The following is a 24,782-nucleotide window of genomic DNA, read 5'->3' as shown; positions in this document are numbered from 1 at the left end:
ATGCCGGAACTTCTGCCGAGGAGCGCAAGGTTGCAGGATATTCTGTAACTGCCGAGACGCCTTAACGTCATGGCATGGATTCTAGGGTCTGCGCGCGTCGCTTCGCTCCTTGCTCCGCCCTAGAATGACGACCGCACTGTAGCGTTCTGTCACGCCCCCCTCTGCCCTGCCGGGCATCTCCTCCACGAGGGGGGAGATTAGCTGCTTCGGCGCCGCGCATATCCCACTTACCTTTTCTGACAGCAACCACCCCGCAAACTTCCGCCAAATTGCGCGGGGCGCGAAAACATCGACAAGAAATTTCGTCGCCATATCTGCATCTTGAGCCTGCGCGGCGCATCGGCTTGCCGAGGCCGACGCCGGGGAGGAAGGCCGCGCGCAGACCCGGCGTATTGGCACTGGTCTGGCGGCGCGGATGTGCAAAGATCGCACCGGCAACATTGGAGGATGTGAGCTCATGGCCGATGCTGGAATGTTGCGCTTTCATGTGCCGGAGCCGGAGGTGCGGCCCGGCGGCACGCCCGACTTCTCGAATGTGACTATCCCGAAGGCCGGCTCGGTGCCGCGTCCCGAGATCGACGTCGATCCGCGCACCATCCGCGACATGGCTTTCTCCATCATCCGCGTGCTCAACCGCGCCGGCGAAGCGGTCGGGCCGTGGGCGGGGCTGCTCAGCGACCAGGAACTGCTGGAAGGCCTGCGCCACATGATGACGCTTCGGACCTTCGACGCGCGCATGCAGATGGCGCAGCGCCAGGGCAAGACCTCCTTCTATATGCAGCATCTCGGCGAAGAAGCAGTGAGCTGCGCGTTCCGCAAGGCGCTTCAGCCGGGCGACATGAATTTCCCGACCTACCGGCAAGCCGGGCTTCTCATCGCCGACGGCTATCCGATGGTCACGATGATGAACCAGATCTATTCCAACGAGGCCGATCCGCTGAAGGGCCGACAACTGCCGGTCATGTATTCCTCGAAGGAGCACGGTTTCTTCTCGATTTCGGGCAATCTAGCGACGCAATATATCCAGGCGGTCGGCTGGGCGATGGCCTCGGCGATCTCCAACGATTCGCGCATCGCCGCCGCCTGGATCGGCGACGGCTCGACGGCGGAGTCCGATTTTCACGCGGCGCTGGTCTTCGCCTCGACCTACAAGGCTCCTGTCGTGCTCAACGTGGTCAACAACCAGTGGGCGATCTCGACTTTCCAGGGCATCGCGCGCGGCGGCTCCGGCACGTTCGCCGCGCGGGGGCTCGGCTTCGGCATTCCTTCGCTGCGCGTCGACGGCAATGACTATCTCGCGGTGCATGCCGTAGCGAAATGGGCGGCGGAGCGGGCGCGCGCCAATCTCGGGCCGACGCTGGTCGAATATGTCACCTACCGCGCCGGCGCGCATTCGACGTCGGATGATCCGTCGGCCTACCGGCCGAAGGCCGAATCCGACGCCTGGCCGCTCGGCGATCCGGTCATCCGGCTGAAGAACCACCTGATCCAGAAGGGCGTCTGGTCCGAGGATCGCCACACCCAGGCGGAGGCCGAGATCCTCGAGACGGTGATCGCCGCGCAGAAGGAGGCCGAGGGCCACGGCACGCTGCATGCCGGCGGCAAGCCGTCGACCCGCGACATGTTCGAGGGCGTCTATGCCGAGATGCCGCCGCATCTCAGGCGCCAGCGCCAGCAGGCGGGGGTCTGACCATGCCCAGGCGTACCATGATCGAGGCGATCCGTGACGCCATGGACGTGTCGATGGGGCGCGACGAACGCGTCATCGTCTATGGCGAGGATGTCGGCTTCTTCGGCGGCGTCTTCCGCGCGACGCAAGGCCTGCAGGCCAAATACGGCAAGAGCCGCTGCTTCGACGCGCCGATCAGCGAATCCGGCATCGTCGGTTCGGCCATCGGCATGGCCGCCTACGGGCTGCGCCCTTGTGTCGAGGTGCAGTTTGCCGACTATGTTTATCCGGCCTACGACCAGATCGTCTCGGAGGCGGCGCGGCTGCGCTACCGTTCGAACGGCGACTTCACCTGCCCGATCGTGGTGCGCATGCCGACCGGGGGCGGCATCTTTGGCGGCCAGACGCACAGCCAGAGCCCGGAAGCCCTGTTCACGCATGTTTCTGGCCTGAAGGTGATCGTGCCCTCCAATCCGCACGACGCCAAGGGGTTGCTGATCGCGGCGATCGAGGACCCGGATCCGGTGATCTTCCTCGAGCCGAAGCGGCTCTATAACGGCCCGTTCGACGGCCACCACGACAAGCCGGTGACACCCTGGTCGAAGCATGAGCTCGGCGAGGTTCCTGACGGCCATTACACGATCCCGCTCGGCAAGGCGGCGATCCGCCGGCAGGGCTCGGCCGTCACCGTGCTCGCCTATGGCACGATGGTCTATGTGGCGCAGGCCGCGGCCGAGGAGACTGGCATCGACGCCGAGGTCATTGATCTGAGGACGCTGCTGCCGCTCGATCTCGACACAATTGTCGCCTCGGTGAAGAAGACCGGACGCTGCGTCGTCGTGCACGAGGCGACGCTGACCTCCGGCTTCGGCGCCGAGCTGGTCTCCCTGGTGCAGGAGAACTGCTTCTACCATCTGGAAGCGCCGGTCGCGCGGGTCGCCGGCTGGGACACGCCCTATCCGCATGCGCAGGAATGGGATTACTTCCCCGGCCCGGCGCGGGTCGGGCGCGCGCTCGTCGAAACATTGGAAGCTTAGGGGGAGGCCTGACATGGGCGAACACGTCATCAAGCTTCCCGACGTGGGCGAAGGCGTCGCCGAGGCCGAGCTTGTCGAGTGGCACGTCAAGGTCGGCGACCTGGTGCGCGAGGACACGGTTCTGGCCGCCGTCATGACCGACAAGGCAACCGTCGAGATCCCTTCGCCCGTCGACGGCGAGATTCTTTGGCTCGGCGCCGAGATCGGCGACACGGTGGCGATCGGCTCGCCGATCGTGCGGCTGAAGGTGGCCGGCGAAGGCAATGTGAAGGCGGAAACCGGTGGCGGCGATGCGACGAAGGTGGAGGTTCCCACCAAATCGGCCGAGCCGAAAGCGGAAGCTCAGCCGAGCACGCCGAAGCTCGCACCAAAGCCAGCCGATCCGCCGGCTAAGGTTTCGCCAGTCGCCGCGCCGAAGGCCGCGCGCCCTGCCTCCACTTCCGGCGCGCCGCGCGCGGAAGGCGAAAAGCCGCTGGCCTCGCCGGCCGTGCGGCTGCGCGCCAAGGAAGCCGGCATCGATCTGCGTCAGGTTCCGGGCAGCGGTCCGGCCGGGCGCATCAGCCATGAGGACATCGATGCCTTCATCGCGCGGGGCCCGCAACTGGCCCGCGCCACCGGACTTGCGCGCAAGGACGGCGTCGAGGACATCAAGGTCGTGGGGCTCAGGCGCAAGATCGCTGAAAAGATGTCGCTGGCAAAATCGCGCATCCCCCACATCACCTATGTCGAGGAGATCGATGTCACGGCGTTGGAGGATTTGCGCGCGACGCTGAACAAGGAAAAGCGTGCCGATCGCCCCAAGCTGACGCTGCTGCCTTTCCTGATGCGGGCGATGGTCAAGGCGATCGCCGAGCAGCCCAACCTCAACGCCTTGTTCGACGACGAGGCCGGCATCATCCACCAGCATGAAGGCATCCATATCGGCATCGCCGCGCAAACGCCGAACGGGCTGGTGGTGCCGGTGGTAAAACATGCCGAGGCGTGCGACCTCTGGGACTGCGCGGCCGAAGTCAACCGGCTAGCCGACGCGGCCAAGGCCGGCACGGCGAGCCGCGAGGAGCTGTCCGGCTCGACCATCACCATCACCTCGCTCGGCGCCATGGGCGGCGTGGCGACCACGCCGGTCATCAACTATCCGGAAGTGGCGATCGTCGGCGTCAACAAGATGATGGTGCGGCCGGTGTGGGACGGCACCCAGTTCATCCCGCGCAAGATGATGAACCTGTCGTCCAGCTTCGACCATCGCGTCATCGACGGCTGGGATGCCGCGGTTTTCGTGCAGCGCATCAAGGCGTTGCTGGAGACGCCGGCGCTGATCTTTGTGGATTGAGGTTATGGAGAGGGACGTTGCCCCCGCACCTTCGTCATCCTCGGGCTTGACCCGAGGATCCATGCCGTGCCCGACGACGAAGGTCGCAGCGGCGCAGAATTCTGCACCGTCACAACGCTCGAACATCACGGCATGGATTCCAGGGTCTACGCGCGTCGCTTCGCTCCTTGCTTCGCCCTGGAATGACGAAGTTCGGACGACATCCGCCAACCGCCTTGGTTCCCGCCTGGGCTCTCAATATTCGCCGCGGCGTGCCCGCTTGGCAAATTCCCCGTGCTTAGCAACGAGGACCCCATGAAAGAAATCTCCTGCAAGCTGCTCGTCATCGGCGCCGGTCCGGGCGGTTATGTCTGCGCCATCCGCGCCGGCCAGCTTGGCGTCGACACGGTGATCGTCGAGGCGGCTAAGCCCGGCGGCACCTGCCTCAATGTCGGCTGCATCCCGTCCAAGGCATTGATCCACGCCGCGGAAGAATTCGAGAAGATCGCGCATATGGCCTCCGGCAAGGACCCGCTCGGCATCAAGGTCGCCGCGCCGACCCTGGAACTCGCAAAGACCGTCGCCTGGAAGGACGGCATTGTTAGCCGGCTTAATAGTGGCGTGGCCGGACTGCTGAAGAAGGCCAAGGTGAAGACCGTGCAGGGCTGGGCGACGTTCCGGGACGGCAAGACGGTCGAGGTCGAAACCGAAATCGGGACGCAAGTGATCCGCGCCGAAACGGTGGTGATAGCCACCGGCTCGGCGCCGGTCGAGCTGCCGTTCCTGCCTTTCGGCGGTCCGGTCATCTCGTCGACCGAGGCGCTGGCGCTCGGTGACGTGCCGAAGAAGCTCGCGGTCGTCGGCGGCGGCTATATCGGGCTGGAGCTCGGCATGGCCTTCGCCAAGATGGGGTCGAAGGTCACCGTGGTCGAAGCGTTGCCGCGTGTGCTCGCGCAATATGACGCCGAGCTGACGCGGCCAGTTCTGAAGCGGCTTGGCGAGCTCGGCGTCGAAGTGATGACTGGCGCGAAAGCCAAGGGGCTATCGACCAAGAGCGATGCGTTGCTGGTGGAGACATCAGACGGCAAGAACGCCAAGATCGCCGCCGACAGGATTTTGGTCACGGTCGGCCGCAAGCCGCTGACCGAGGGCTGGGGACTGGAGCAGATCGACCTCGACCGTGCCGGCAAATTCATCCGCATCGACGATCAGTGCCGAACCTCGATGCGCGGCATTTATGCCATCGGCGACGTCACCGGCGAGCCGATGCTGGCGCATCGCGCCATGGCGCAGGGCGAGATGCTGGCCGAGATCGTCGCCGGCCATAAGAGAAGCTGGGACAAGCGCGCGATCCCGGCGATCTGCTTCACCGATCCGGAGCTGGTCACCGCCGGCCTGTCACCAGAGGAGGCGAAAGCGCTCGCCGGCGAGATCAAGGTCGGCCAGTTTCCCTTTGCCGCCAACGGCCGCGCGATGACCAGGCAAGGCGAGGATGGGTTCGTGCGGGTCGTGGCTCGCGCGGACAATCACCTGGTGCTGGGCATTCAGGCGGTCGGGCAGGGCGTGTCGGAACTGTCGGCGGCCTTCGGCCTGGCGCTGGAGATGGGCGCGCGGCTGGAGGATATCGCGGGCACCATCCACGCGCATCCGACGCAAGGCGAAGGTTTTCAGGAAGCGGCGCTCAAGGCGCTGGGCCACGCGCTGCATGTTTGAGCTCCCTTTTCCTCTCCCTCCGGAGGGGGAGAGGTGGCGCCGCGAAGCGGCGACGGAGTGGGGGAAGCCGCTGCTCAAATGTGGACGCGCTGACAGCCAGCTACCGGCGTCAATCGAGGCGAAGCATCGCCCCCAGCTTGAAATAGCAGCGGCTGGTGCTGGTCGACCCCCACTCCGTCGAGCTTCGCTCGACACCTCTCCCCCGATCGACGGGGGAGAGGAAAGGCGCCCCTCGCGAGGAGGTTGGCGCTTCACGCGTGGCGCCCCCCTCTGTCGCCAGCTCACCCCGCCAGCCGGCTTACCATCTCGTGCTGGGCGTAGGCGCGGCCGAAGCGGTTGGCGAGGAAGGCGTCGAGGGCGATGTCTTCCTGGCGCACGAAACCTTTCGCCGGCAGCGAGCCGTCGGCCAGCATGTCGAGCACGGCGCAGATGCCGGAGGCGGTGGTGATCTGGATGGCGCTGCGCACGATGTTGCCGACGCGGTGCGAATAGATCTTGTTGGCGTAGGTCTCCTGCAGCAGGCGGCCATTGCGGCGGCCCGAGACGGTGACGAAGACGATGACCACATCCTGCAGCGTCGCCGGCAGGGCGCTCTCGAAAATATCCTTCAGCACGTCGCGGCGGTGGCGCAGTCCGAGGTCGTTGAGCAGCGCCTTCATGATCGCGGTATGGCCGGGATAGCGGATGGTGCGGTAGTTCAGCGTGCGGACCTTGCCCTTCAGCGTCTCGGCCAGAGTGCCAAGGCCGCCGGAGGTGTTGAAGGCCTCATAAGTGACGCCGTCGAGCGAGAATTCCTCGCGCTCCTCCAGCGGCGGCACCTCGATCAGCTCGCCCTCGACGATCGCCTCGCAGGGCTCGCAATATTCGTTGATGACCCCGTCCGTGCTCCAGGTAAGGTTGTAGTTCAGCGCGTTGGACGGATATTGCGGCAGCGCGCCGACGCGCATGCGCACGCTTTCCAGCGTGTCGAAGCGGCTGGCGAGGTCGTTGGCGACGATCGAGATGAAGCCCGGCGCCAGGCCGCATTGCGGGATGAATGCACTTTTGGCGTCGCGCGCCAGCTCCTTCACCCTGCGGGTCGAGACGACGTCCTCGGTCAGGTCGAGGTAGTGCACGCCGGTCGCGGCCGCCGCCTCGGCGATGCGGGTGGTGAGGTGGAAGGGTGCTGCGCTCAGCACGGCGAACTTGCCGGCAAGGATCTTTTCCAGTTCGCCGGCGGCGGCGATGTCGAGCTCCTGCGTTTCGACGCCAGCCGGCAGTTCGGCGGCGGCAAGCTGGGCGGCCGAGCGGTCGACAAGCGTGACGCGGTAATCTCCCGTGGCGCTCAGCATTTCCGCAATGGTCGAGCCGATCTTGCCGGCGCCGACGACAACGATGTTCTTCATGATCAATTCCCCTGCCAAATTTCGAGTTACAAAAATCATCGCAGCTTGCCCGTCGAAAGGAAGCGTAGAATCTGGCAATATGAAACTGAACTTTGAACGATCCGCCGAAAGGTTTCGTCGAAATGATCACTGAAGCCGAACAAGCCCTGCTTACCCTGCTGCGCGCCAACGCGCGGGCCTCGACCGCGGAGCTGGCGCGCCAGCTCGGCGTGTCGCGCACCACGGTGCAAAGCCGGATCGAGCGGCTGGAGCAGCGCGGCATCATCGCCGGCTATGGGGTCAGGCTGTCGCCCGACTACGAGCAGGGGCTGGTCAAGGCGCATGTGCTGCTCACCGTCACGCCGAAACTCGCCGACAAGGTTGTGCGGAGTCTCGCGGCGATGCCGCCTGTGCGGACGGTGCATTCGGTGAGCGGCAATTTCGACATGATCGTCATCGTCGACGCGCCGTCGATCAGAGACCTCGATGCGTTGCTGGATAGGATCGGGGCAATGGATGGGGTGGAGCGGACATCGTCGTCGATTATCTTGTCGACAAGGGTGGATCGGTGAGGGGACTGCCGCTCATTTCGAGGCGCCGGCGCGAGGCCCCCCTCTCTGTCCTGCCGGACATCTCCCCCTCAAGGGGGGAGATTGGCAGCTTCGATGCCGGCGCCTTTTCTGCAACATTGGTGATTGGCGAAAGCCGGCGTGACATCTGATCTCCCCCCTTGAGGGGGAGATGCCCGGCAGGGCAAAGAGGGGGGCGAAGGAACGCGACGCCTCTGGCTTTTCCCCCTAAGCCCTCCTTCTCTCCGACCCTTCATCCAGCCACGCCACATCCTCCGGCGTCAGCTTGATGTCCAGCGCCTTGAGGCTGTCCTCCAGCTCGTCCAGCGTTCGCGGGCCGATCAGCGGCACGGACGGGAAGGGCTGCGCCAGCACGTAGGCCAGCGCGACATGGATCGGGCTTTTGCCGAGCTTTCGGGCCAGCTCGATCGCGCGGTCGCGGCGGCCGAAATTCTTTTCCGAATACCAGACCCGCACCAGTTCCTCATTGTCCTGCTTGTCGCGGCCGGCGCGGTCGGTGAAGAAGCCGCGACCTTGGCTCGACCAGGCGAAGTTCGGCATTTGCCGTTTGGTCAGCCAGGCCTTCCATTGATCGGTGGACGAGGTAATACAGCCGGCCCAGATCGGTTCCAGCATCTCGGCCAACGAGAAATTGTTGGAGAGCGCGCCGGGCTTCTGCCTGCCGTTCTTCTCGGCATAGGCGATCGCCGCGTCCATGCGCTCCATCGTCCAGTTGGAGCCGCCGAACAGGCCACGGATGCGGCCGGCTCTGGCCTCCGCGTCCATGGCGTCGACGAATTCGCCGACCGGCACGTCCGGATTGTCGCGGTGCATGAAATAGATGTCGACATGGTCGGTCTGCAGCCGGTCGAGCGACTGCGCCAGCTGCTTGCCGATGACGTCGGGGTAGCAGAGCGGCGAATGCGCGCCCTTGGCGATGACGACGGACTTTTCGCGCACGCCGCGACCCTTCAGCCACTGGCCAAGCAGCGTCTCGGTATAGCCGCCGCCATAGACATAGCCGGTGTCGAACAGATTGCCGCCGGCCTCGAAAAAGGCGTCGAGCAGGATCGATCCCGAGGAGAAGCTGCGGAAATCCTCGAAGCCGAGCGCCAGAAGCGAAACCGGTTTCGGCAAGCCGGGAAGGGCGCGCTTGGCGATGGCCGTGCCGTTGGTGCGCAGCGGCCGGCCGGAGATTGTGTTGAGGCGCTTAGCCGGCTTCTCGATCTCATATTCCAGCCCGACCGCGGCGCGCCATCTATCGAGAACGCGCAACGTGCCGAGGCTGTCGGCCCAGGACATGCCCGGCCAGGCGAATTCCTGCCTGCCTGCGAGAATCGCCTCGCCGGCGGCATCGACCTCGAAGGAATAGAGGTGGCGGGTCTCGTTGAGGCTGATCACCTCGCGAGTCGCCCCGGACCGGATCACCTCGATCCGGCCCGGCCCGACATCGCGGTTGCCGCCGGCGAACCAGAAATCGGGCACCTCGATCCGGCCCTTGGTGCCAAAAATGCGCAGCACATTGTCCTGGTCGAGCGAGATGCTGCAGGAGATTTCGGCGACGATGCCGCTGGGGAAATGCAGCAAGGCCGAGGCCCATTCGTCGACGCCGGATTGGCCGAGATGCGCGGCGCCCGACACCTTGTTGGGCTCGACAAAAGGCTGGCCGGTCGCGGCACCCGCGATCAGCCGCGCCATCGAGACAGGATAGCCGCCGACATCGAGGATGCCGCCGCCGGCGAGGTCGTTGGCATAGAGCCGGTGCTCAGGCATGAAGCCCGGCATGGCGAAGCCGAAGCTCGACTTGATCATGCGCACTTCGCCAATAGCGCCCGATTTGATCAGCTCGACCAGCTGCAGGGTTTGCGGATGCAGGCGGTACATGAAGGCCTCGCCGAGGAAGGTGCCGGCCTTGCGCGCGGCGTGCATCATGGCGTCGGCTTCGAAGGCGGTGAGCGCCAGCGGCTTTTCGCACAAGACATGCTTGCCGGCTTCGGCGGCCTTGATCGCCCATTCGGCGTGGCCGGGATGGGGTATCGAAATATAGACCGCGTCGACCTGGCCGTCGGCAAGCAGCGCGTCATACCCGTCGAGGATGCGCGCGCCGGGAAAGGTCTCGGCAAGCCCCGGCTTGGCGGGGTTGCGGGCGCCGAGCGCCTCGAGCGTGCCGGTGCGCGACTGCGCCACGCCGCCGGCAAAGGATTTGGCGATGCTGCCGGGCCCGAGAATGCCCCAGCGGATTTTTCCAGATGTCATGTCGAATTCTCCATGGGTCGCCGCCACGCCTTGGGGATCGGGCGGAAATGAAAGTCAGCGGATCCTCGCGCCCGCCTTGTCGAAAAGCAGCGAGCGTTCCGCCTTGATAGAAACCGTGAAATGATCGCCGCTGGCGCGCTGGCGCGAGGCTTCGCGCTCGACGATCAGCTCCTCAGGTCCGGCATTGGCGTAGACATAGCTTACGGAACCCAGATGCTCGGCGACGTCGGCCTTGACCGGAATGTCGCAATCGCCCTGGCCGGCTTCGAAGAAATGCTCGGGCCTGACGCCGAGCACCACCTCGGCGCCGATGGCGGGAAAAGCTTCGCGGAGCGGCTTGCGCAGCCTGGCGCCGCCATGGTTGACGAGCTCGATGATCGCGGCGCTGTTCGACGTATCGACGATCTTGGCGCCAAGGAAATTCATCTTCGGCGAGCCGATGAAGCCGGCTACGAAACGGTTGGCCGGGTCGTCATAGAGGTCGAGCGGCGCGCCGATCTGCTCTACATTGCCGGCCTTCAGCACGACGATGCGGTCGGCCAGCGTCATCGCCTCGGTCTGGTCGTGCGTCACATAGATCATGGTGACGCCGAGCTCCTTATGCAGGCGCGAGATCTCGACCCGCATCTGCACCCTCAGCTCGGCGTCGAGGTTGGACAGCGGCTCGTCGAAGAGAAAAACCTGCGGCTCGCGCACGATGGCGCGGCCGATGGCGACGCGCTGGCGCTGGCCGCCGGAGAGTTGCTTCGGCCGGCGCTGCATCAATTCGTCGATGCGCAGGATCTCGGCCGCGCGTTTCACCCGGCGCTCGGTGTCGGCCTTGGGGTTGCCGTTCATGCGGAGCCCGAAGGAGAGGTTCTGCTCGACCGTCATATGCGGGTAGAGCGCGTAGGACTGGAACACCATGGCGATGCCGCGGTCGGCCGCCTCGACATCGTTCATCACCTTGCCGCCGATGGCGATGTCGCCGCCGCTGATGTCCTCCAGCCCGGCGATCATTCGGAGCAAAGTGGACTTGCCGCAGCCGGACGGGCCGACGAAGACGACGAACTCGCCATCGGCGATGTCGATGTTGGCGCCATGGACGACTTCGAAGACGCCGAAGCGTTTTATGACATTGGTGAGGGTGACGGCCGCCATTGCGCTCCTGACCTATTTAACCGCGCCGGCCGCGATGCCGGCGATGAAATGACGCTGCAACAGCACGAAGACGATGAGCATGGGCACGGTTAGCATCACCGCGCCGGCCATGATGCCGCCCCAGGAGACCTTGGTCAGGCCGATCAGCGTGCCGAGCGCCACCGGCGCGGTCATGGCGCCGGGCTGGCTGTTGATCAGCAGCGGCCAGAGATAATTGTTCCACGAGGCGAGGAAGAGAATGATCGCCAGCGCCGCCAGCATCGGGCGCGCCAGCGGCAGCGCCACGAACAGGAAGATGCGCCATTCCTTGACGCCTTCGACGCGCGCCGCATCGAACAGTTCGGCCGGCATCATCGAGAAGGCCTGGCGCATGAAGAGCACGCCGAGCGAATTGAACAGCGGCGGCACGATCAGCGCGATCCAGGTGTTGGCCAAGGCGAAGTCGCGCGCCACCATGATGAATTGCGGGATCAGCACCACCGCGTAGGGAAGCGTGATGGTGCCGAAGATGATCGCCACCACCGCGCCCTTGCCGTGGAACTCGTAGCGCGCCAGCGCCCAGCCGGCCATCGAGGTGAGCAGCACCGAAAGGATCGTGTAGGTCACGGCAACCGAGACCGAGATGCCGATGGCGCCGACGAAATTGGTGTCGCGCTGCAGATTGTTGAAATTGTCGATGAAGCCGTCATGCGGCAGAAGCTCGATGCCGGGGCTGAAGATGCCGTTGTCGGGCATGGTGGAGAACACCACCATCATCCACAGCGGGAACAGCCAGACCAGCGCCAGCGGCGTCAGGAAAAGATGCAGCAGGATGCTGCGGCCGAGCCTTGCCTGCGAGCGCGAGGTCGTCATTTCGGTTCCCTCATCAGCCAGAGCTGTACGAGCGTGATGGCGATGGCGAGCCCCGCCATGGTGTAGGCGACGGCCGAGGCGTAACCGAAATTGAGCGATCGAAAACCCTGGCGATAGAGCAGCAGGCCGAGCGTCTCGGTGCCGCCGCCCGGGCCGCCGCGCTCGGTGATCAGGAAGGGTTCGGTGAAGAGCTGCATGGTGCCGATGATCGACAGCACGGCGCAAAAGACGATGACGGGCTTCAACAGCGGTAGGGTGATGTGGAAGAACTGCTTCAGCTTGCTGACGCGGTCGAGTGTCGCCGCCTCGTAGACATCTTCGGGGATAGACTGCAGGCCGGCCAGGATGATGATGGCGTTGTAGCCGGCCCAGCGCCAGGTCACCGCGATCATGATCAGCGCCATCGCCGGCGTGACGTTGGAGAACCAGTCGATCTTAGGGATACCGACGCTGTTGAGAAGCTTGTTGACGATGCCGAAATCGAGGCTGAACATCAGCCGGAACACGGCCGAATAGGCGACCTCGCCGACCACGACCGGGGCGAAGAAAGCAAAGCGGTAGAGACCTCGCGCCTTCAAGAGCGGCGAATTCAAAAGCACCGCCATGACGATCGCCAGCGCAATCATCACCGGCACCTGGATGACCAGGATCAGCAGCGTGTTCTTCAGCGCATTGTAGAAGGCGGGATCGCCGATCAGGCGGCCCCAGTTGAAGGCCGGCGCGAAGCGCCACGGCACCGTGCGCGTCGCCTGGAAGGAGATGATGAAGGACGAGATGATCGGCCAGATCCAGAAGATGGCGAAAATCAGAAGGTAAGGCGTGAGGAAGCGGTACGCGGTGGCGTTCTGGGTGCGCATCGGCTTCCTCCTTTCTTCGTCTTTCCCTTCTCCCCTTGTGGGAGAAGGTGGCCGCGAAGCGGCCGGATGAGGGGTGTTCCAGGGAATGCCAACGTCTCACTCCGCCGGAACACCCCTCATCTGTCTCGGCGCTAAAGCGCCGATCCACCTTCCCCCACAAGGGGGGAAGGAAAAGTGGCGCCCTACTTCACCGGCAGGCCGGTCGCGGCGGCGATCTGCTTGGCGGCGTCGTCGAGCGCGGCCTTGGCGTCGGGATAGCCGTTGGCCAGATATTTGGTCTGGACGGCGCGCACGATGATCTCGGCGTCGCTCTGGAACTGGGTGCCGCGGCTCGGCGCCACCTTGGGCAGGGTGGAGAGGATATCCTTCCACACCGGCTGGCCGCCCCAATATTCCTGACCTTGCGCGACGTAAGGATCGTCGAGCGCGGAGACCAGCGACGGCACCAGTCCGAAATCCTTCAGCATGGTGATCTGGCCCTCATTGGTCTCCAGCGTGTATTTCAGATAGGCGTAGGCCGCTTCCTTGTTCTTCGAGGCCGAGGTGATGGCCAGCGACGAGCCGCCGAGATTGGCGGCGCGTGGGCCGTCGGCGGTCAGGCTCGGCATCAGATAGACGCCCCACTTGCCGCTTTCCTTCGGCGATTCGGTACGGATCGTGCCTTCGTACCAGCCGCCATAGACCTGGGTGGCGACGGTGCCGGCGGTGTTGTTGGTGATCTTGGTCGACCAGTCTGCCGACGACACGATCCCGGCGTCCTTCATCTCCTTGACCTTGGTCATGGCGTCGACGCATTTCGGCTCCGCCACGGTGATCGACTGGCCGTCCTCGGCGAAATAGGCGCAGCCCTGCTCGTTGGAGATCATGCGGAAGAATTCGGTGTCGCCGTTGAAATCGGCGTTGGTCATCGACACGCCGGGATTGGCGGCCTGGATCTTCTTGCCGGCGGCGATGAAATCGTCCCAGGTCTTGATCGTCGCGGGGTCGACGCCGGCCTTTTCGTAGAAGTCGCGGCGATAGAAGACGGCGACCGGGCCGGAATCCCAGGGCATGGCATAGGCTTTGTCGCCGACCTCGAGCTCGGTGCGCTTGAAATCGGGGAATTTCTTCTGGTCCTCGGCACTATAGCCCAGCGTGTGCAGGTCGACGAAGCAGTCCGGGAACTGGCTCCAGTAATTCTCGGCCTCGCCATTCTCGATCGTGACGATGTCGGGCAGGCCGACGCCGCCCGCAGCGCAGCCGGCGATCGATTTGTCATAGGTTGGCTGGTTGCCGAGGTCCTGAACGGTGACCTTGATGTCGGGATATTTCTTGTTGAAGCCCTCGACCGTCGACTTCAGCGACGAAGCGGCGATGTTCCAGCTCCAGATGGTGATCTCGCCGGACTGCGCCAGCGCCGGGCCTGAACCCAGGGCAAGCAAAAGCGCGGCGCAGGTCAGTGTAGTGCGCATTGAAATCCTCCCATTTCATTTGCTCTCTCGCTGTGAGCGTGGCTAGACTATGCGGCGCGGAAGGCTTGTCCCCGACAAAGGGAATAAGAAGTTGGCGGAAAGTAAGATGTCCGAGCGTCCGTTCTACCAGCCCGGAGCGAGCAGCGTCGAAGGACTGCCGCTCATGCTGCAGATGTTCCACAACCACCCGTTGGTGATGCTGAAACCGCACTGGCACGCCCAGGTCGAGGTGAACTTCATCGTGCAGGGCCGCGTGCATTACCGCATGGCCGAGCACGAGATTTCGCTGTCGGCCGGCGAGATGTGCCTGTTCTGGGGCGGCCTGCCGCACCAGATGGACGACCTCTCCGACGACGCCATCTATGCCGGCGCGCATCTGCCGCTGGTGCATTTCTTCCGCCTGCATCTGCCGGCCGACATACGCCACCGGCTGATGACCGGCGCGACGCTGGTGACCAACGCAACCGACCAGTCGGACAACGACAATTTCAAGCGCTGGAACGAATATGCCCGCTCAGGCGATCCGGCCAGGACCGAGCATGCCGTCAACGAGCTGCTGCTGCGGCTCGAGCGGGTGCGCTTCGAGCCCTACCGCCTGGTGCCGGGAACCGCGGCCGGGCAAGGCGCGGGCAACGCCTTCGACCAGCAATCCTCGCGCAATGTCGGGCGCATGTGCGACTACATCGCCGAGAATTTCCTCTACGACATCGATTGCGTGACCATCGCCTGCGCCGCCGACATCCATCCCAAATACGCGATGAGCCTGTTCAAGAAATCGACCGGCATGACGCTCAACGAGTATCTCAACCTCCTGCGCCTGAGCTACGCGCAGGCGCTTCTGATGCATGAGGACGCCAATGTCTTGAGAGTCGCGATGGAATCGGGCTTCGGCTCGCTCAGCGCCTTCAACAAATCCTTCCGCAAGCTCGCCGGCATGTCGCCATCCGATTTCCGCCGGGCGGGCGCAGCGCGGTAACCGCCAAGCGGATCAGGATCAGGCGGCTTTCACCGCCGGGAAGCTGACCGTCACGCCGAGACCCGGGTTACGGTCCTCGAGTTCTATCGCGGCGCCATGCAGGTCCGCCACAGCCTTCACGAGGCTGAGCCCCAGGCCGCTGCCCGGCGTCGTGCGGCTCGCATCCAGCCGGTACAGCCGGCGGAATACCTTTTCGCGTTCCTCGGCGGGAATGCCCGGGCCATTGTCGCGGACATGGATGAGGACGTGGCTGCCATCCCTGGTCACTGAAAGCCCGATCGCGGTGCCCGGTGGGCAATGCCGGAGCGCGTTCTCGACCAGATTGGCGAGCATCTGCATCAGCAGGTCACGGTCGCCGTGGATATAACATTTCGTATCCGGAACGACGGTTGTCGACAGCGACTTGCCGTCATCCTCCGCGACATCGGCATAGACGTCGCCGATGGTCTCGACGATCGGCCCGACGTCGAGATCGACGAAACGGGCCTTGCGGGCGCCGGCTTCGATCTGGGCGATGCGCAGAAGCGCGTCGAAGGTGCTATTGATCTGCTGGCTTTCGGCGCGCGCGTCGGTCAGCTCGGCCGAGACATCCTCGCCCGAGGCCGTCTTGTCGGCGGCGGATTCCAGGATCATCTGCAGCCGGTTGAGCGGTGTCTTGAGGTCATGCGCGATGTTGGCGCTCACCTCGCGCATGCCGTCGACCAGGGCCGACAGGCGCTCGAGTGCGGCATTTACCTGGGCGGAGACGGCGTCGATGTCATCGCCGCTGCCGATCAGCGGAATGCGCGCGTCGAGCCGCCCATGCGAGACGTCGACCATGGTGCTGGCGATGCCGTCCAGGCGCCGCTGGACGCGCGAGGCAAGCACGGCGCCGCCGCCGACCGCCAGAACGGTGATGACGAGCGTCGCCCAGCCGAAGCTCATCAGCACGATCCGTTCCAGATCCTCGGTTTCCGAAAGCGAGAAGGCGACCGTCAGATTGTCGTCGCCGACCGTGCCTGAGTAAGCGCGGTATTCGGTGCCGCGCGGGACTCCCGGCAGGTTGGCGGCGAACATGGAAAAGCCGTCCGGCAGGCCGGAGGCGGTGAAATCCCCGGCGAGGCGGTTGCCGGCCTTGTCGGTGAGGGAAAAGATCTCGTCCTTGTCCTGGCTGAACTGGGCATGGTCCCTGACGGTGGAGACGAGATCCTCCTCGTCGCTCTCGGCATGGGTGGCGGCGATGAGCGAATAGGTCTCCTTGATCGACTGATCGAGCTGCCTGGCGAGCGAGGCGCTCATCAGTTGATAGACGATCGCGCCGGACAGGATGAAGGCCAGCAGGAACAGGAAGGCGAAGGTCAGCGCCAGCCTGAACGGCGTGCTGCGCAGCAGGCTGGAGCGTGGCCCGCTCATAGGCTCGCGAAGATCGCTGGTCGCCCCAAAAGCGCGGACGGGGGATCAGGCCGGAACATGCAGGCTGTAGCCGGTGTTGCGCACGGTGTGGATCAACGGCACGTCGAAAGGCCTGTCGACCTTGGCCCGCAGCCGGCTGATATGGGTCTCGACGACGCTCGTCTTGGGGTCGAAGTGAAAATCCCAGACGCGCTCCAGAAGCATGGTGCGGGTGATGACGCGGCCTTCGCCGCGCATCAGCACCTCGAGCAGGCTGAACTCGCGCGGCTGCAGGTCGATCGGCTGGCCCTGCCGGGTCACGCGGCGCTGGATCAGGTCCATTTCGAGGTCGGCGACGCGCAGCGCCGTCTTCTGCTCTTGCGCCGCCGGCCGGCGGCCGAGCGCATGGATGCGGGCAAGCAGCTCCGAAAAGGCGAAGGGCTTGACCAGGTAGTCGTCGCCTCCCGCCTCGAGCCCCTCGACGCGGTCGTCGACGCCGCCGATCGAGGTCAGGAAGATAGCCGGCGTATGGATGCCGGCGGCGCGCACTGCCTTGATCATCGACAGGCCGTCGAGGCCGGGCACCATGCGGTCGGCGACGATCACGTCATAGGCGTTGCGGGTCGCGGCGAAGAGCCCGTCATGACCGTCGCGCAAGAGGTCGCAGACATGGCCGGCCTCGGTCAGCCCCCGCACGATATAGTCGGCGGTTCTTGGATCGTCTTCAACAAGCAGAAGTCGCATCGCCCCGTGCAGTCCTTGCCGCCTCAACCTCGCCGGCATGGCGGCGGCGGCCGGGCTCTTTCCTGGCTGGTTCTCCAGGACATGATGCCGAAAGTGTGACGCGGCTTTCGGATGGCATCATGCCCATCTCGTCGTCTTGGCGCAACTCCGGACGGATTGCACTAACCATCTGTTTTTACGCGTTCGTGGGCCGAAGACCGCTACACATTTTTGCGAGAGGGCTTTCAGGGACACGCTCAGTCGAGCAGGGCCTGCTCGTCTTCGTCGATCAGGTTCTTCAGCGTCATATAAAGAACGATGGCCACGATGCAGCCGAGGAAGGTCAGGCTGGTGACGGTGGTGCCGAAGCCCATGCCGCCATATTCGACCGGCTGCGAGAGCAGGTCGCCGAAGGAGGCGCCGAACGGCCGGGTCAGGATATAGGCGAGCCAGAAGGCGAGGATGGCGTTCAGGCCGAGGAAGAACCAGGCCAGCGCGATCGCCGCGATGACGCCGCCGAAGATAAGGCCGGTCGCGAGATAACCCATGTCGAAGCGCTCGGCGACCAGATCGCCGGCGGCCGTGCCGAGCGAAAAGGTGAAGAGGATCGCCAGCCAGTAGAAGATCTCGCGCCTGGTGGTGAAGATGGTGTGGATCGACAGGGTCTTTTCGCTTGCGTACCAAACGATGAAAGTGAGGGCCAGCACGGCGGAGAAGACGATCGTCGTCGTCTCCAGCCGCACGCCGAAATTGTCGACGAGGTTGTCGGTGACCAGGGTGCCGACGACGCTGATCAGCACGACCGCCAGCCAGTAGGCCCAGGGCACGTAGCGCTTCTGCGCGAATTGCAGGATGAGCGCGACGACGAGAATGCCGGTCATGATCAGGGACGTGACGGTGAGGCCGAGACCGAGATTGACGGCCAAATAGTCTGCCGCGGTCTCGCCCATGGTCACCGCCATGATCTTGATCAGCCAGAAATCGAGGGTGACTTCCGGGACCCGGTTCAATTCGGGCCCGTGTTCGTCGGCTGTCATGGTCATGGCGATGCTGTCATCCTGTAAGGGCCGTTCGTCGGCGCTCGGTTCGAGCCGCCGTGGCAGCAAGGCTAGGCAGGCGAGTTCACCGCAGCCTGTCCGCGTCCTTACAAATTCGTAAGGTCGGCCAAAAACAGTCGCCGGGTCTCGTCATCGCCCGGCGGAAGGGCTAGAGAAAGCCTGGCGTCCGTCTCGGCGCCGGAGCGGGGAGAAAAGAATGGCCTACACGTCCCTCAAAGCGGCGCCGAAAGCGTTCGACCAGCACAAGCGCCTGATCGTCGTGCAGGTGGCAGCCGTGCTTGCCGTGATCCTGCTGCTCTTCAGCAGACCGGCGCTGGCTGAAGGATCGAACGGACATGAAGCCCTGGAGACGATAGGCTTTGTCATGGTGCTGACCTGCTTTCTGGGCCGGCTGTGGAGCATCCTTTTCGTCGGCGGCAGGAAGAATGACGAGCTGATCGTGTCCGGCCCGTTCTCGATGACCCAGAACCCGCTCTATTTCTTCTCGACCGTCGGCGCGGTCGGCATCGGGCTGATGTTCGGCTCGGTGCTGGCGGCCGCGATGCTCGGCCTGGCAAGCTTCCTCGTCTTCCGCTTCACCGCGCGCAAGGAGGCCGCGTACCTCGCCGGCAAGTTCGGCGCCGTCCACGCGGCCTATGCCCTACGCACGCCGCGCTTCTGGCCCAACCCGCTGCTTTACCGCGACGAGGACCAGTGGCTTTTTTCGACGGTCGCGCTGCGCAGGACGTTCCGCGACGGGCTCTATTTCCTGGCGCTGTTTCCGCTCATCGAGGCGGTCGAGTATGTCCGCCTCGCCGGCCATCTGCCGACGCTTTTCACGGTTTATTAGGTTTCCGGCGCGGATTTGACCGGCGGCTATGTTTGCCGGCAAGCGGCATACGTTGGAGATTGGCTGAGGCGCTTGTCCGGTCGTCATTCTATGGCGGAGCAAGGAGCGGAGCGACGCGCGCAGACCATAGAATCCATGCCGCGACTTCGAAGCGTTGCCACGGTGCGGAATTTCTGCTCCGCTGCGTTCCTCGGCCAAGGTCACGGAATGGATCCTCGGGTCTGCGCTCCGCTTCGCGTCGCTTCGCCCGTGGATGACGAGATTCAACGCCCTCAACGCGCCTTGTCGCGCGCGGCGCGGCGCGCGCTGTCCAGAAGAATCGCCAGGCAGCCGGCGAGAAGCAGGAAGCCGCCGATGAGCGGCGGCAGCCCCAGGACCTTCACCGCGGCGGCGACGAGCGCGATCAGGATCAGCGCCAGCAATGCCAGATTGCCGTCGTCGACGAACATGCCGACGAGTTCCTTGAAGACAAGACGGATCATCGGGCAAGCCCTCCGGCGGGCGCCGGATAGGCGCCGCGCAGCCAGCGCACGATGGCGAAGGACGCCGCGGCGATAACGGCGAAGATGGCGAGCAGCGCGAGATCGGCGCCCGGCCACTCCGCGCCGAGGCCCTCGCCGGTCCAGAACACGCCGAAGCTGGTCAGCATAAGCCCGACGACGAATTTGAGCGCATTCTCCGGCACGCGCGCCAAAGGCCGGTGCACTGCAAGGCCGATCAGCATCACCAGCACGAAGGCCGCCAGCGCGCCGAGGCCGGCATAGAGCGTCTGGCCATGCGCGGCGCCGACGGCAATGACGATGAACACCACTTCGACACCTTCGAGCAGCACCGCCTTGAACGACGCGACGGCGGCCAGATAGTCGGCGCGGCGGTCGCCGGCCTGCCGCCGCAGCACCTCCGTCTCCTTGGAGAAGGCCTGCTCCTCGTCATGCAGCGCGATCACGCCGACGCTGCGCAGGATCGCCTTGCGGAGCCAGCGCATGCCGAACAGGATCAGGAGCACGCCGACCACGAATTGCAGGACGGCGATGGGGACGAATGCCAGCAGCGGCCCGAAGATGAGCACCAGCGCCGCAAGCAGGATGAGCGCCAGCGCGGCGCCGGAGAGCGCCGGGCGCCAGCCGCGCGTCAGCCCGACGGCAAGCACGATGGTGAAGGCTTCGACCACTTCGACGAAGGAGGCCAGGAAAGAGGCCGTCACAGTGGAAAATATGGGGGTCAGGCCATGCATGGAGGCATCGTCCAATGCTGGGGAATCATCGGCTGGCGGGAACGATACAGCGCTCCGGCGGCGGCGAGAATGCCGGAGATGATCGCAGGGCCGGTCGGCGCGCCGGCACCGACAGGCGCCACATGTGCCGTGGTTTGATCGCGCTCCGACCGAGCGGGACCGGACATTTCGCGGAACTCATTGACGGTCTGTATCTATTCGGTGTCCGTTGTATCGCGGCACCGCCCTGGCTATCTGCGGGAGCAACAAGGCATTTAAGCGGCCGATGGGCCGCTCCAGCAGGAACGGAGCACATGAAGAAGATCGGATTTCTGTCGTTCGGGCATTGGTCGCCCTCGCCGCAATCGGGCACGCGCTCGGGCGCCGACGCGCTGCTGCAGTCGATCGACCTCGCGGTCGCGGCCGAGGAGCTCGGCGCCGACGGCGCCTATTACCGCGTCCACCATTTTGCCCGCCAGCTCGCCTCGCCCTTTCCGCTGCTTGCCGCCGCCGGCGCCAAGACCAAACGTATCGAGCTCGGCACCGCCGTCATCGACATGCGCTACGAGAACCCGCTCTATATGGCCGAAGACGCGGGTGCTGCGGACCTCATCGCAGGCGGGCGTTTGCAGCTCGGCATCAGCCGCGGCTCGCCCGAGCAGGTGATCGATGGCTGGCGCTATTTCGGCTATGTGCCGCAAGAGGGCAAGAGCGACGCCGATATGGCGCGGAACCACGCCGAAATCTTCCTCGACCTGTTGCGCGGCGAAGGTTTTGCCCAGCCCAACCCGCGGCCGATGTTCCCCAACCCGCCCGGCCTGCTGCGCCTCGAACCCTTCTCGGCCGGTCTGCGCGATCGCATCTGGTGGGGCGCGGCCACCGACGCCACCGCCATATGGGCGGCCAAGCTCGGCATGAACCTGCAGAGCTCGACGCTGAAATTCGACGAGAGCGGCGAGCCGCTGCATGTCCAGCAGGCCAAGCAGATAAGGGCCTACCGCGCCGCCTGGAAGGAAGCCGGCCATGCGCGGGAGCCGCGCGTCTCGGTCAGCCGCAGCATTTTTGCCCTCGTCAACGACATGGACCGCGCCTATTTCGGCGGCAGCGAGGGCGAGGACCACTTCGGCTATATCGAGCCCGAGAAGCGCGCCGTGTTCGGCCGCACCTATGCCGCCGAGCCCGACAAGCTGGTCGAACAGCTCAGGGAAGACGAGGCGATCACCGAGGCCGACACGCTGCTGCTCACCGTGCCCAATCAGTTGGGCGTCGACTACAACGCTCATGTCATCGAGTCGATCCTGAAGCACGTCGCGCCGGCGCTGGGCTGGCGGTAACTTGCAAAGTGAGGAAGGCGCGACGCGCCTTCCCTAAGAACTCACCTTCAACCCGACCACGCCAAGAATGGTCACCGCCGCAAAGGTGAGCCGCACGGCGTCGGTGCTTTCACCGAGGAGCAGGATGCCGGTGGCCAGGGAGCCGACGGCGCCGATGCCGGTCCACACCGCATAGGCGGTGCCGAGCGGCAGGACGGTGAGCGCCTTGGTCAGAAGCGCGATGAAGATGACCAGGAGCACCAGCGAGACCGCGGCCCAGAGCGGCTCGGTGAAGCCGGCCGATTTCTTGGTCGCGAGCGCCCAGGCGACGTCGGTGACGCCGGAGATGATCAGCAGCAGCCAGGCAACGGACTGGCTCATACGAGCCTCCTGGCGAAGCTTTCGGCAAGGCGCTGGACTTCTGTCTCGGTTCGTCTGACGCCGGCTTCCATCGCTTCCGACTGGCCAATGGTCGGCGAGACATGGACGATTGCCGCATCTTTCAGGCCGATGAAGGCCAGCGCGGTGCTGAGATAGGGCGTCGCCAGATCCGGCCGGCCGTAGCTCGGGCCTTCGGTGAAGTCGCCCGAGCTCGCCATCAGCACGGCAGTCGGGCGGGCCCTGAGCAGCGGCATGTAGCCGGTGGCCGGGTTGAAGGAAAAGCTGAGGCCGGGCTGCGTCACCAGGTCGAACAGGTGCTTCAGCCGGTAGGGAACGCCGAGATTCCACATCGGCGTCGAGATCAGGATCGCGTCGGCGGCGTCGAGCCGCGCCACATAGTGGGCGATCAGTTTCCAGGCGTGGCTCTGGGCATCGGTCAGCGGCGTGCCGGAAAGTTTTGCGTATTTGGCCTCGATCGCCGCGCCGTCGAAGGTCGGCAGGATGGCGGTCCAGATGTTGAAGTGGTCGACTTCGACCTTGGGCAGGCGCTCTTTCAGCTGTGCGAGGAAATTCGCGGCGGCCTTGCTCGACCAGGAGCGGTCGCCGCGCGGCGAGGCCTCGATGTGCAGGATGCGGCTCATGCCTGTCTCCAGTTAGGCTGGTTCGTTTCCAGAGCGCGATATATGTTCGCGGCAATGCGAGCGTATTGAGCGATTCCGCTACTCTCATTCGCATGGATGCGAAGATGATCGATTATGACGACGTGCGGCTGGTGGCGGCGATCGCGGGGGCTGGCGGGGTGCGCGGCGCGCAGGCAAGGCTCGGCACGCATATCGCGACGATCTACCGGCAGCTCAGGGAACTGGAGAAGCGCACCGGCGGCGTGCTGTTCGAGCGCCTCGGCGACGCGCTGGTGCCGACCGGCAGGGCCGGGCCTTTCCTCGAGGCCGCGGAAGAGCTGCGCGATCGCCTCGCCGAGGTCGAGCGGCGCGTGGCGGCGCAGGACGACCGCTTGGTCGGGCCGCTCCATGTGACGACCGCCGACACGCTGCTCGACATTGCCTGCGCCTGCCTGAAATCCTTCGGCAATGCCCATCCCGGCGTCGCTTTGTCGCTGGAGGTGAACAACAGTTTTGCCGATCTCGCCCGGCGCGAGGCCGACGTCGCCATCCGCCCGACACTGACGCCGCCCGAAACGCTTGTCGGCCGGCGCGTGGCGCGTTTTTCGTATGCGGCCTTTGCCAGCGATACGTCCTTGGAGGAATGGATCGGCTTCGACGCGACCCTGTCCGCCTTGCCGGCGGCGCGATGGCTTAAGGCGAATGTCGGAGAGGATGAGATCCGGCTGAGGGTCAACAGCCTCACAGCGGCGGCGGCTGCCGCCGAGGCCGGCTGGGGCAAGGCGCTGCTGCCGGACTATCTGGGTGCTGCGCGCCGGCTGCCGCGCCTGGGCGAAACCGTCGAAGAGCTCGCCTCGGAGCTGTGGGTGCTCTCCCATCCGGACCTCAAGGGCAATCCGCGCGTGCGCGCCTTCAGTGACTTTTCGGCCAAGTGGTTGAAGACGCGGCTGAATACTGCGAACCCTCCAGCCGGGGGTGGCTCCCGATATTGACACTCGGCAAATTTCGGCTCTACTTTGTCGCGTAATCGGTTACGTAACCGATTACGGCTCAATCAAGTGGAGGAGACTAATGAGCAAGATTTCGAACATGCACGGGCTTGGCCCGTTCTCGCGGCGCCGGTTCCTGAAGACCAGCGCGCTCGCCGCCGGCGCGCTCGCCTTGCCGCTCGGCCCAGCTCTCGCGGCAGACAAGCCGAAGGTCGGCCTGGTGATGAAGTCGCTGGCCAACGAGTTCTTCAAGCAGATGCAGGCCGGCGCCGAGGCGTATGCGGCCAAGAACAAGGACAAGTTCGATTTCGCCGCCGTCGGCATGAAGGACGAGCGCGACTTCGCGGCCCAGGTCGACGCGATCGAGAACTTCATCACCCAGAAATACAATATCATCGTCGTGGCGCCGGCCGACTCCAAGGCGATGGTGACGCCGATCGCCAAGGCGCTGAAGGCCGGCATCAAGGTCATCAACATCGACGTCGCGCTCGACGAGAAAGCCAAGAAGAAGGCCGGCATCGATCTTGCCTTCTTCGGCCCGGACAACCGCGCCGGCGCCAAGCTCGCCGGCGACGCGCTCGGCAAGGCGCTGGGCAAGGGCGGCAAGGTCGTCATCCTCGAGGGCAATCCCGAGGCCGACAACGCCAAGCAGCGCAAGCTCGGCTTTGACGATTCGGTGAAGGAGTACGGGCTGAAGCTGCTCGACTCCAAGACCGCGCATTGGGAGACCGAGGAAGCCAACACGCTGATGACCAACTTCCTCACCCAGCATCCGGATATCCAGGGCGTGATGGCGGCCAATGATTCGATGGCGCTCGGCGTCGTCAAGGCGATCGACGCCGCCGGCAAGTCGGGCAAGATCAAGGTGGTCGGCTTCGACAACATCCCGGCCGTCGGCCCGCTGCTGAAGGAGGGCAAGATGCTCGCCACCGTCGAGCAGTATGGCGCGCAGATGGCGGCCATGGGCATCGATTACGGCCTGCGCGAGCTCGCCGGCGAGAAGTTCTCCGGCTGGGTCAAGACCGACGTCAAGCTGATCACCGCCTGAGACTTTCAGAGACGCGCCGGCACATGCCGGCGCCCTAGCTCTGG

At 64.9% G+C, this 24,782-nt stretch carries 23 protein-coding genes; 10 read left to right on the top strand and 13 right to left on the bottom strand.

Going from position 1 to position 24,782, the window contains the following annotated elements; translation table 11 throughout:
- Positions 1-457: 457 nt before the first annotated feature.
- The 4 genes from EN862_RS24635 to lpdA all read left to right on the top strand — a co-directional run bounded on the left by EN862_RS24635 (position 458) and on the right by lpdA (position 5,728).
- Positions 458-1,690 (top strand): 3-methyl-2-oxobutanoate dehydrogenase (2-methylpropanoyl-transferring) subunit alpha, encoded by a 1,233-nt coding sequence (locus EN862_RS24635; RefSeq protein WP_127866125.1) that lies wholly within the window; start codon positions 458-460, stop codon positions 1,688-1,690.
- Between the two features lie 2 nt (positions 1,691-1,692).
- Complete coding sequence (locus EN862_RS24630; RefSeq protein ID WP_127866124.1) at positions 1,693-2,706, top strand: alpha-ketoacid dehydrogenase subunit beta; 1,014 nt, start codon at positions 1,693-1,695, stop codon at positions 2,704-2,706.
- Positions 2,707-2,719: 13 nt separating this feature from the next.
- On the top strand, positions 2,720-4,036 hold the full coding sequence (locus EN862_RS24625; protein WP_127866123.1) for a dihydrolipoamide acetyltransferase family protein: 1,317 nt from the start codon (positions 2,720-2,722) through the stop codon (positions 4,034-4,036).
- Positions 4,037-4,330: 294 nt separating this feature from the next.
- Positions 4,331-5,728 carry a dihydrolipoyl dehydrogenase gene (gene lpdA, locus EN862_RS24620; RefSeq protein ID WP_127866122.1) on the top strand — a complete coding sequence of 466 codons (1,398 nt, stop codon included), beginning with the start codon at positions 4,331-4,333 and terminating at the stop codon, positions 5,726-5,728.
- A 281-nt stretch (positions 5,729-6,009) separates the two neighbouring features.
- Here lpdA and EN862_RS24615 read toward each other — a convergent pair whose 3' ends face one another.
- Positions 6,010-7,152 carry a saccharopine dehydrogenase family protein gene (locus EN862_RS24615; protein WP_281035861.1) on the bottom strand — a complete coding sequence of 381 codons (1,143 nt, stop codon included), beginning with the start codon at positions 7,150-7,152 and terminating at the stop codon, positions 6,010-6,012.
- Between the two features lie 83 nt (positions 7,153-7,235).
- Between EN862_RS24615 and EN862_RS24610 the strand changes: the two genes are divergently transcribed.
- Positions 7,236-7,664 carry an Lrp/AsnC family transcriptional regulator gene (locus EN862_RS24610; protein WP_127866120.1) on the top strand — a complete coding sequence of 143 codons (429 nt, stop codon included), beginning with the start codon at positions 7,236-7,238 and terminating at the stop codon, positions 7,662-7,664.
- 225 nt (positions 7,665-7,889) lie between these two features.
- Here EN862_RS24610 and EN862_RS24600 read toward each other — a convergent pair whose 3' ends face one another.
- From EN862_RS24600 to EN862_RS24580, 5 genes are all read right to left on the bottom strand, one after another.
- Positions 7,890-9,917, bottom strand: coding sequence for an aldo/keto reductase (locus EN862_RS24600; RefSeq protein WP_127866119.1), 2,028 nt, complete (start codon positions 9,915-9,917; stop codon positions 7,890-7,892).
- A gap of 54 nt (positions 9,918-9,971) precedes the next feature.
- On the bottom strand, positions 9,972-11,057 hold the full coding sequence (gene ugpC / locus EN862_RS24595; RefSeq protein WP_127866118.1) for a sn-glycerol-3-phosphate ABC transporter ATP-binding protein UgpC: 1,086 nt from the start codon (positions 11,055-11,057) through the stop codon (positions 9,972-9,974).
- Between the two features lie 12 nt (positions 11,058-11,069).
- Entirely contained in the window at positions 11,070-11,909 is an 840-nt protein-coding gene (locus EN862_RS24590) for a carbohydrate ABC transporter permease (RefSeq protein WP_127866117.1), read from the bottom strand.
- Complete coding sequence (locus EN862_RS24585) at positions 11,906-12,766, bottom strand: sugar ABC transporter permease (protein WP_127866116.1); 861 nt, start codon at positions 12,764-12,766, stop codon at positions 11,906-11,908. Before EN862_RS24585 ends, EN862_RS24590 begins: the two co-directional genes overlap by 4 nt.
- Before the next feature lie 182 nt (positions 12,767-12,948).
- Entirely contained in the window at positions 12,949-14,217 is a 1,269-nt protein-coding gene (locus EN862_RS24580; protein WP_127866115.1) for an ABC transporter substrate-binding protein, read from the bottom strand.
- A gap of 106 nt (positions 14,218-14,323) precedes the next feature.
- Between EN862_RS24580 and EN862_RS24575 the strand changes: the two genes are divergently transcribed.
- Complete coding sequence (locus EN862_RS24575) at positions 14,324-15,193, top strand: helix-turn-helix domain-containing protein (protein ID WP_127866114.1); 870 nt, start codon at positions 14,324-14,326, stop codon at positions 15,191-15,193.
- A gap of 18 nt (positions 15,194-15,211) precedes the next feature.
- On the opposite strand, the gene EN862_RS24570 is transcribed toward EN862_RS24575, so the two are convergent.
- The 3 genes from EN862_RS24570 to EN862_RS24560 all read right to left on the bottom strand — a co-directional run bounded on the left by EN862_RS24570 (position 15,212) and on the right by EN862_RS24560 (position 18,330).
- Positions 15,212-16,585: a HAMP domain-containing sensor histidine kinase gene (locus EN862_RS24570; protein ID WP_127866113.1), complete on the bottom strand. Its 1,374-nt coding sequence runs from the start codon at positions 16,583-16,585 to the stop codon at positions 15,212-15,214.
- Positions 16,586-16,630: 45 nt separating this feature from the next.
- A complete protein-coding gene (locus tag EN862_RS24565; protein ID WP_126063578.1) occupies positions 16,631-17,308 on the bottom strand; it encodes a winged helix-turn-helix domain-containing protein in 678 nt (225 codons plus the stop codon).
- A 236-nt stretch (positions 17,309-17,544) separates the two neighbouring features.
- On the bottom strand, positions 17,545-18,330 hold the full coding sequence (locus tag EN862_RS24560) for a hypothetical protein (protein WP_127866112.1): 786 nt from the start codon (positions 18,328-18,330) through the stop codon (positions 17,545-17,547).
- Positions 18,331-18,541: 211 nt separating this feature from the next.
- On the opposite strand from EN862_RS24560, the gene EN862_RS24555 reads away from it, so the two are divergent.
- Positions 18,542-19,174 carry an isoprenylcysteine carboxylmethyltransferase family protein gene (locus tag EN862_RS24555; protein WP_127866111.1) on the top strand — a complete coding sequence of 211 codons (633 nt, stop codon included), beginning with the start codon at positions 18,542-18,544 and terminating at the stop codon, positions 19,172-19,174.
- Between the two features lie 272 nt (positions 19,175-19,446).
- Here the strand turns inward: EN862_RS24555 and EN862_RS24550 are convergent, their stop codons facing one another.
- Entirely contained in the window at positions 19,447-19,656 is a 210-nt protein-coding gene (locus tag EN862_RS24550) for a hypothetical protein (RefSeq protein WP_127866110.1), read from the bottom strand.
- The gene (locus EN862_RS24545) at positions 19,653-20,408 is read right to left on the bottom strand and encodes a COG4280 domain-containing protein (RefSeq protein ID WP_127866109.1); all 756 of its coding nucleotides are present in this window, start codon (positions 20,406-20,408) and stop codon (positions 19,653-19,655) included. Before EN862_RS24545 ends, EN862_RS24550 begins: the two co-directional genes overlap by 4 nt.
- A 293-nt stretch (positions 20,409-20,701) precedes the next feature.
- Between EN862_RS24545 and EN862_RS24540 the strand changes: the two genes are divergently transcribed.
- Positions 20,702-21,721, top strand: a complete 1,020-nt coding sequence (locus EN862_RS24540) for an LLM class flavin-dependent oxidoreductase (RefSeq protein WP_127866108.1) — start codon at positions 20,702-20,704, stop codon at positions 21,719-21,721.
- A 33-nt stretch (positions 21,722-21,754) separates the two neighbouring features.
- Here EN862_RS24540 and EN862_RS24535 read toward each other — a convergent pair whose 3' ends face one another.
- Both EN862_RS24535 and EN862_RS24530 read right to left on the bottom strand, forming a co-directional pair.
- Positions 21,755-22,081, bottom strand: coding sequence for a multidrug efflux SMR transporter (locus EN862_RS24535; RefSeq protein ID WP_127866107.1), 327 nt, complete (start codon positions 22,079-22,081; stop codon positions 21,755-21,757).
- Complete coding sequence (locus EN862_RS24530) at positions 22,078-22,722, bottom strand: NAD(P)H-dependent oxidoreductase (RefSeq protein ID WP_127866106.1); 645 nt, start codon at positions 22,720-22,722, stop codon at positions 22,078-22,080. Before EN862_RS24530 ends, EN862_RS24535 begins: the two co-directional genes overlap by 4 nt.
- Before the next feature lie 104 nt (positions 22,723-22,826).
- Here EN862_RS24530 and EN862_RS24525 point away from each other — a divergent pair, with 104 nt between their 5' ends.
- Together EN862_RS24525 and EN862_RS24520 are read left to right on the top strand one after the other, a co-directional pair.
- Complete coding sequence (locus tag EN862_RS24525; RefSeq protein WP_189401462.1) at positions 22,827-23,693, top strand: LysR family transcriptional regulator; 867 nt, start codon at positions 22,827-22,829, stop codon at positions 23,691-23,693.
- Between the two features lie 79 nt (positions 23,694-23,772).
- Positions 23,773-24,738 carry a sugar ABC transporter substrate-binding protein gene (locus EN862_RS24520; RefSeq protein ID WP_127866104.1) on the top strand — a complete coding sequence of 322 codons (966 nt, stop codon included), beginning with the start codon at positions 23,773-23,775 and terminating at the stop codon, positions 24,736-24,738.
- The last annotated feature ends 44 nt before the right edge of the window (positions 24,739-24,782 follow it).

Source organism: Mesorhizobium sp. M2E.F.Ca.ET.219.01.1.1 (genome assembly GCF_004016445.2).
Classification (GTDB): Bacteria; Pseudomonadota; Alphaproteobacteria; order Rhizobiales; family Rhizobiaceae; genus Mesorhizobium.
Note: the sequence above shows the minus strand (reverse complement) of the source record. Positions and strands in the feature narration are given on the sequence as shown.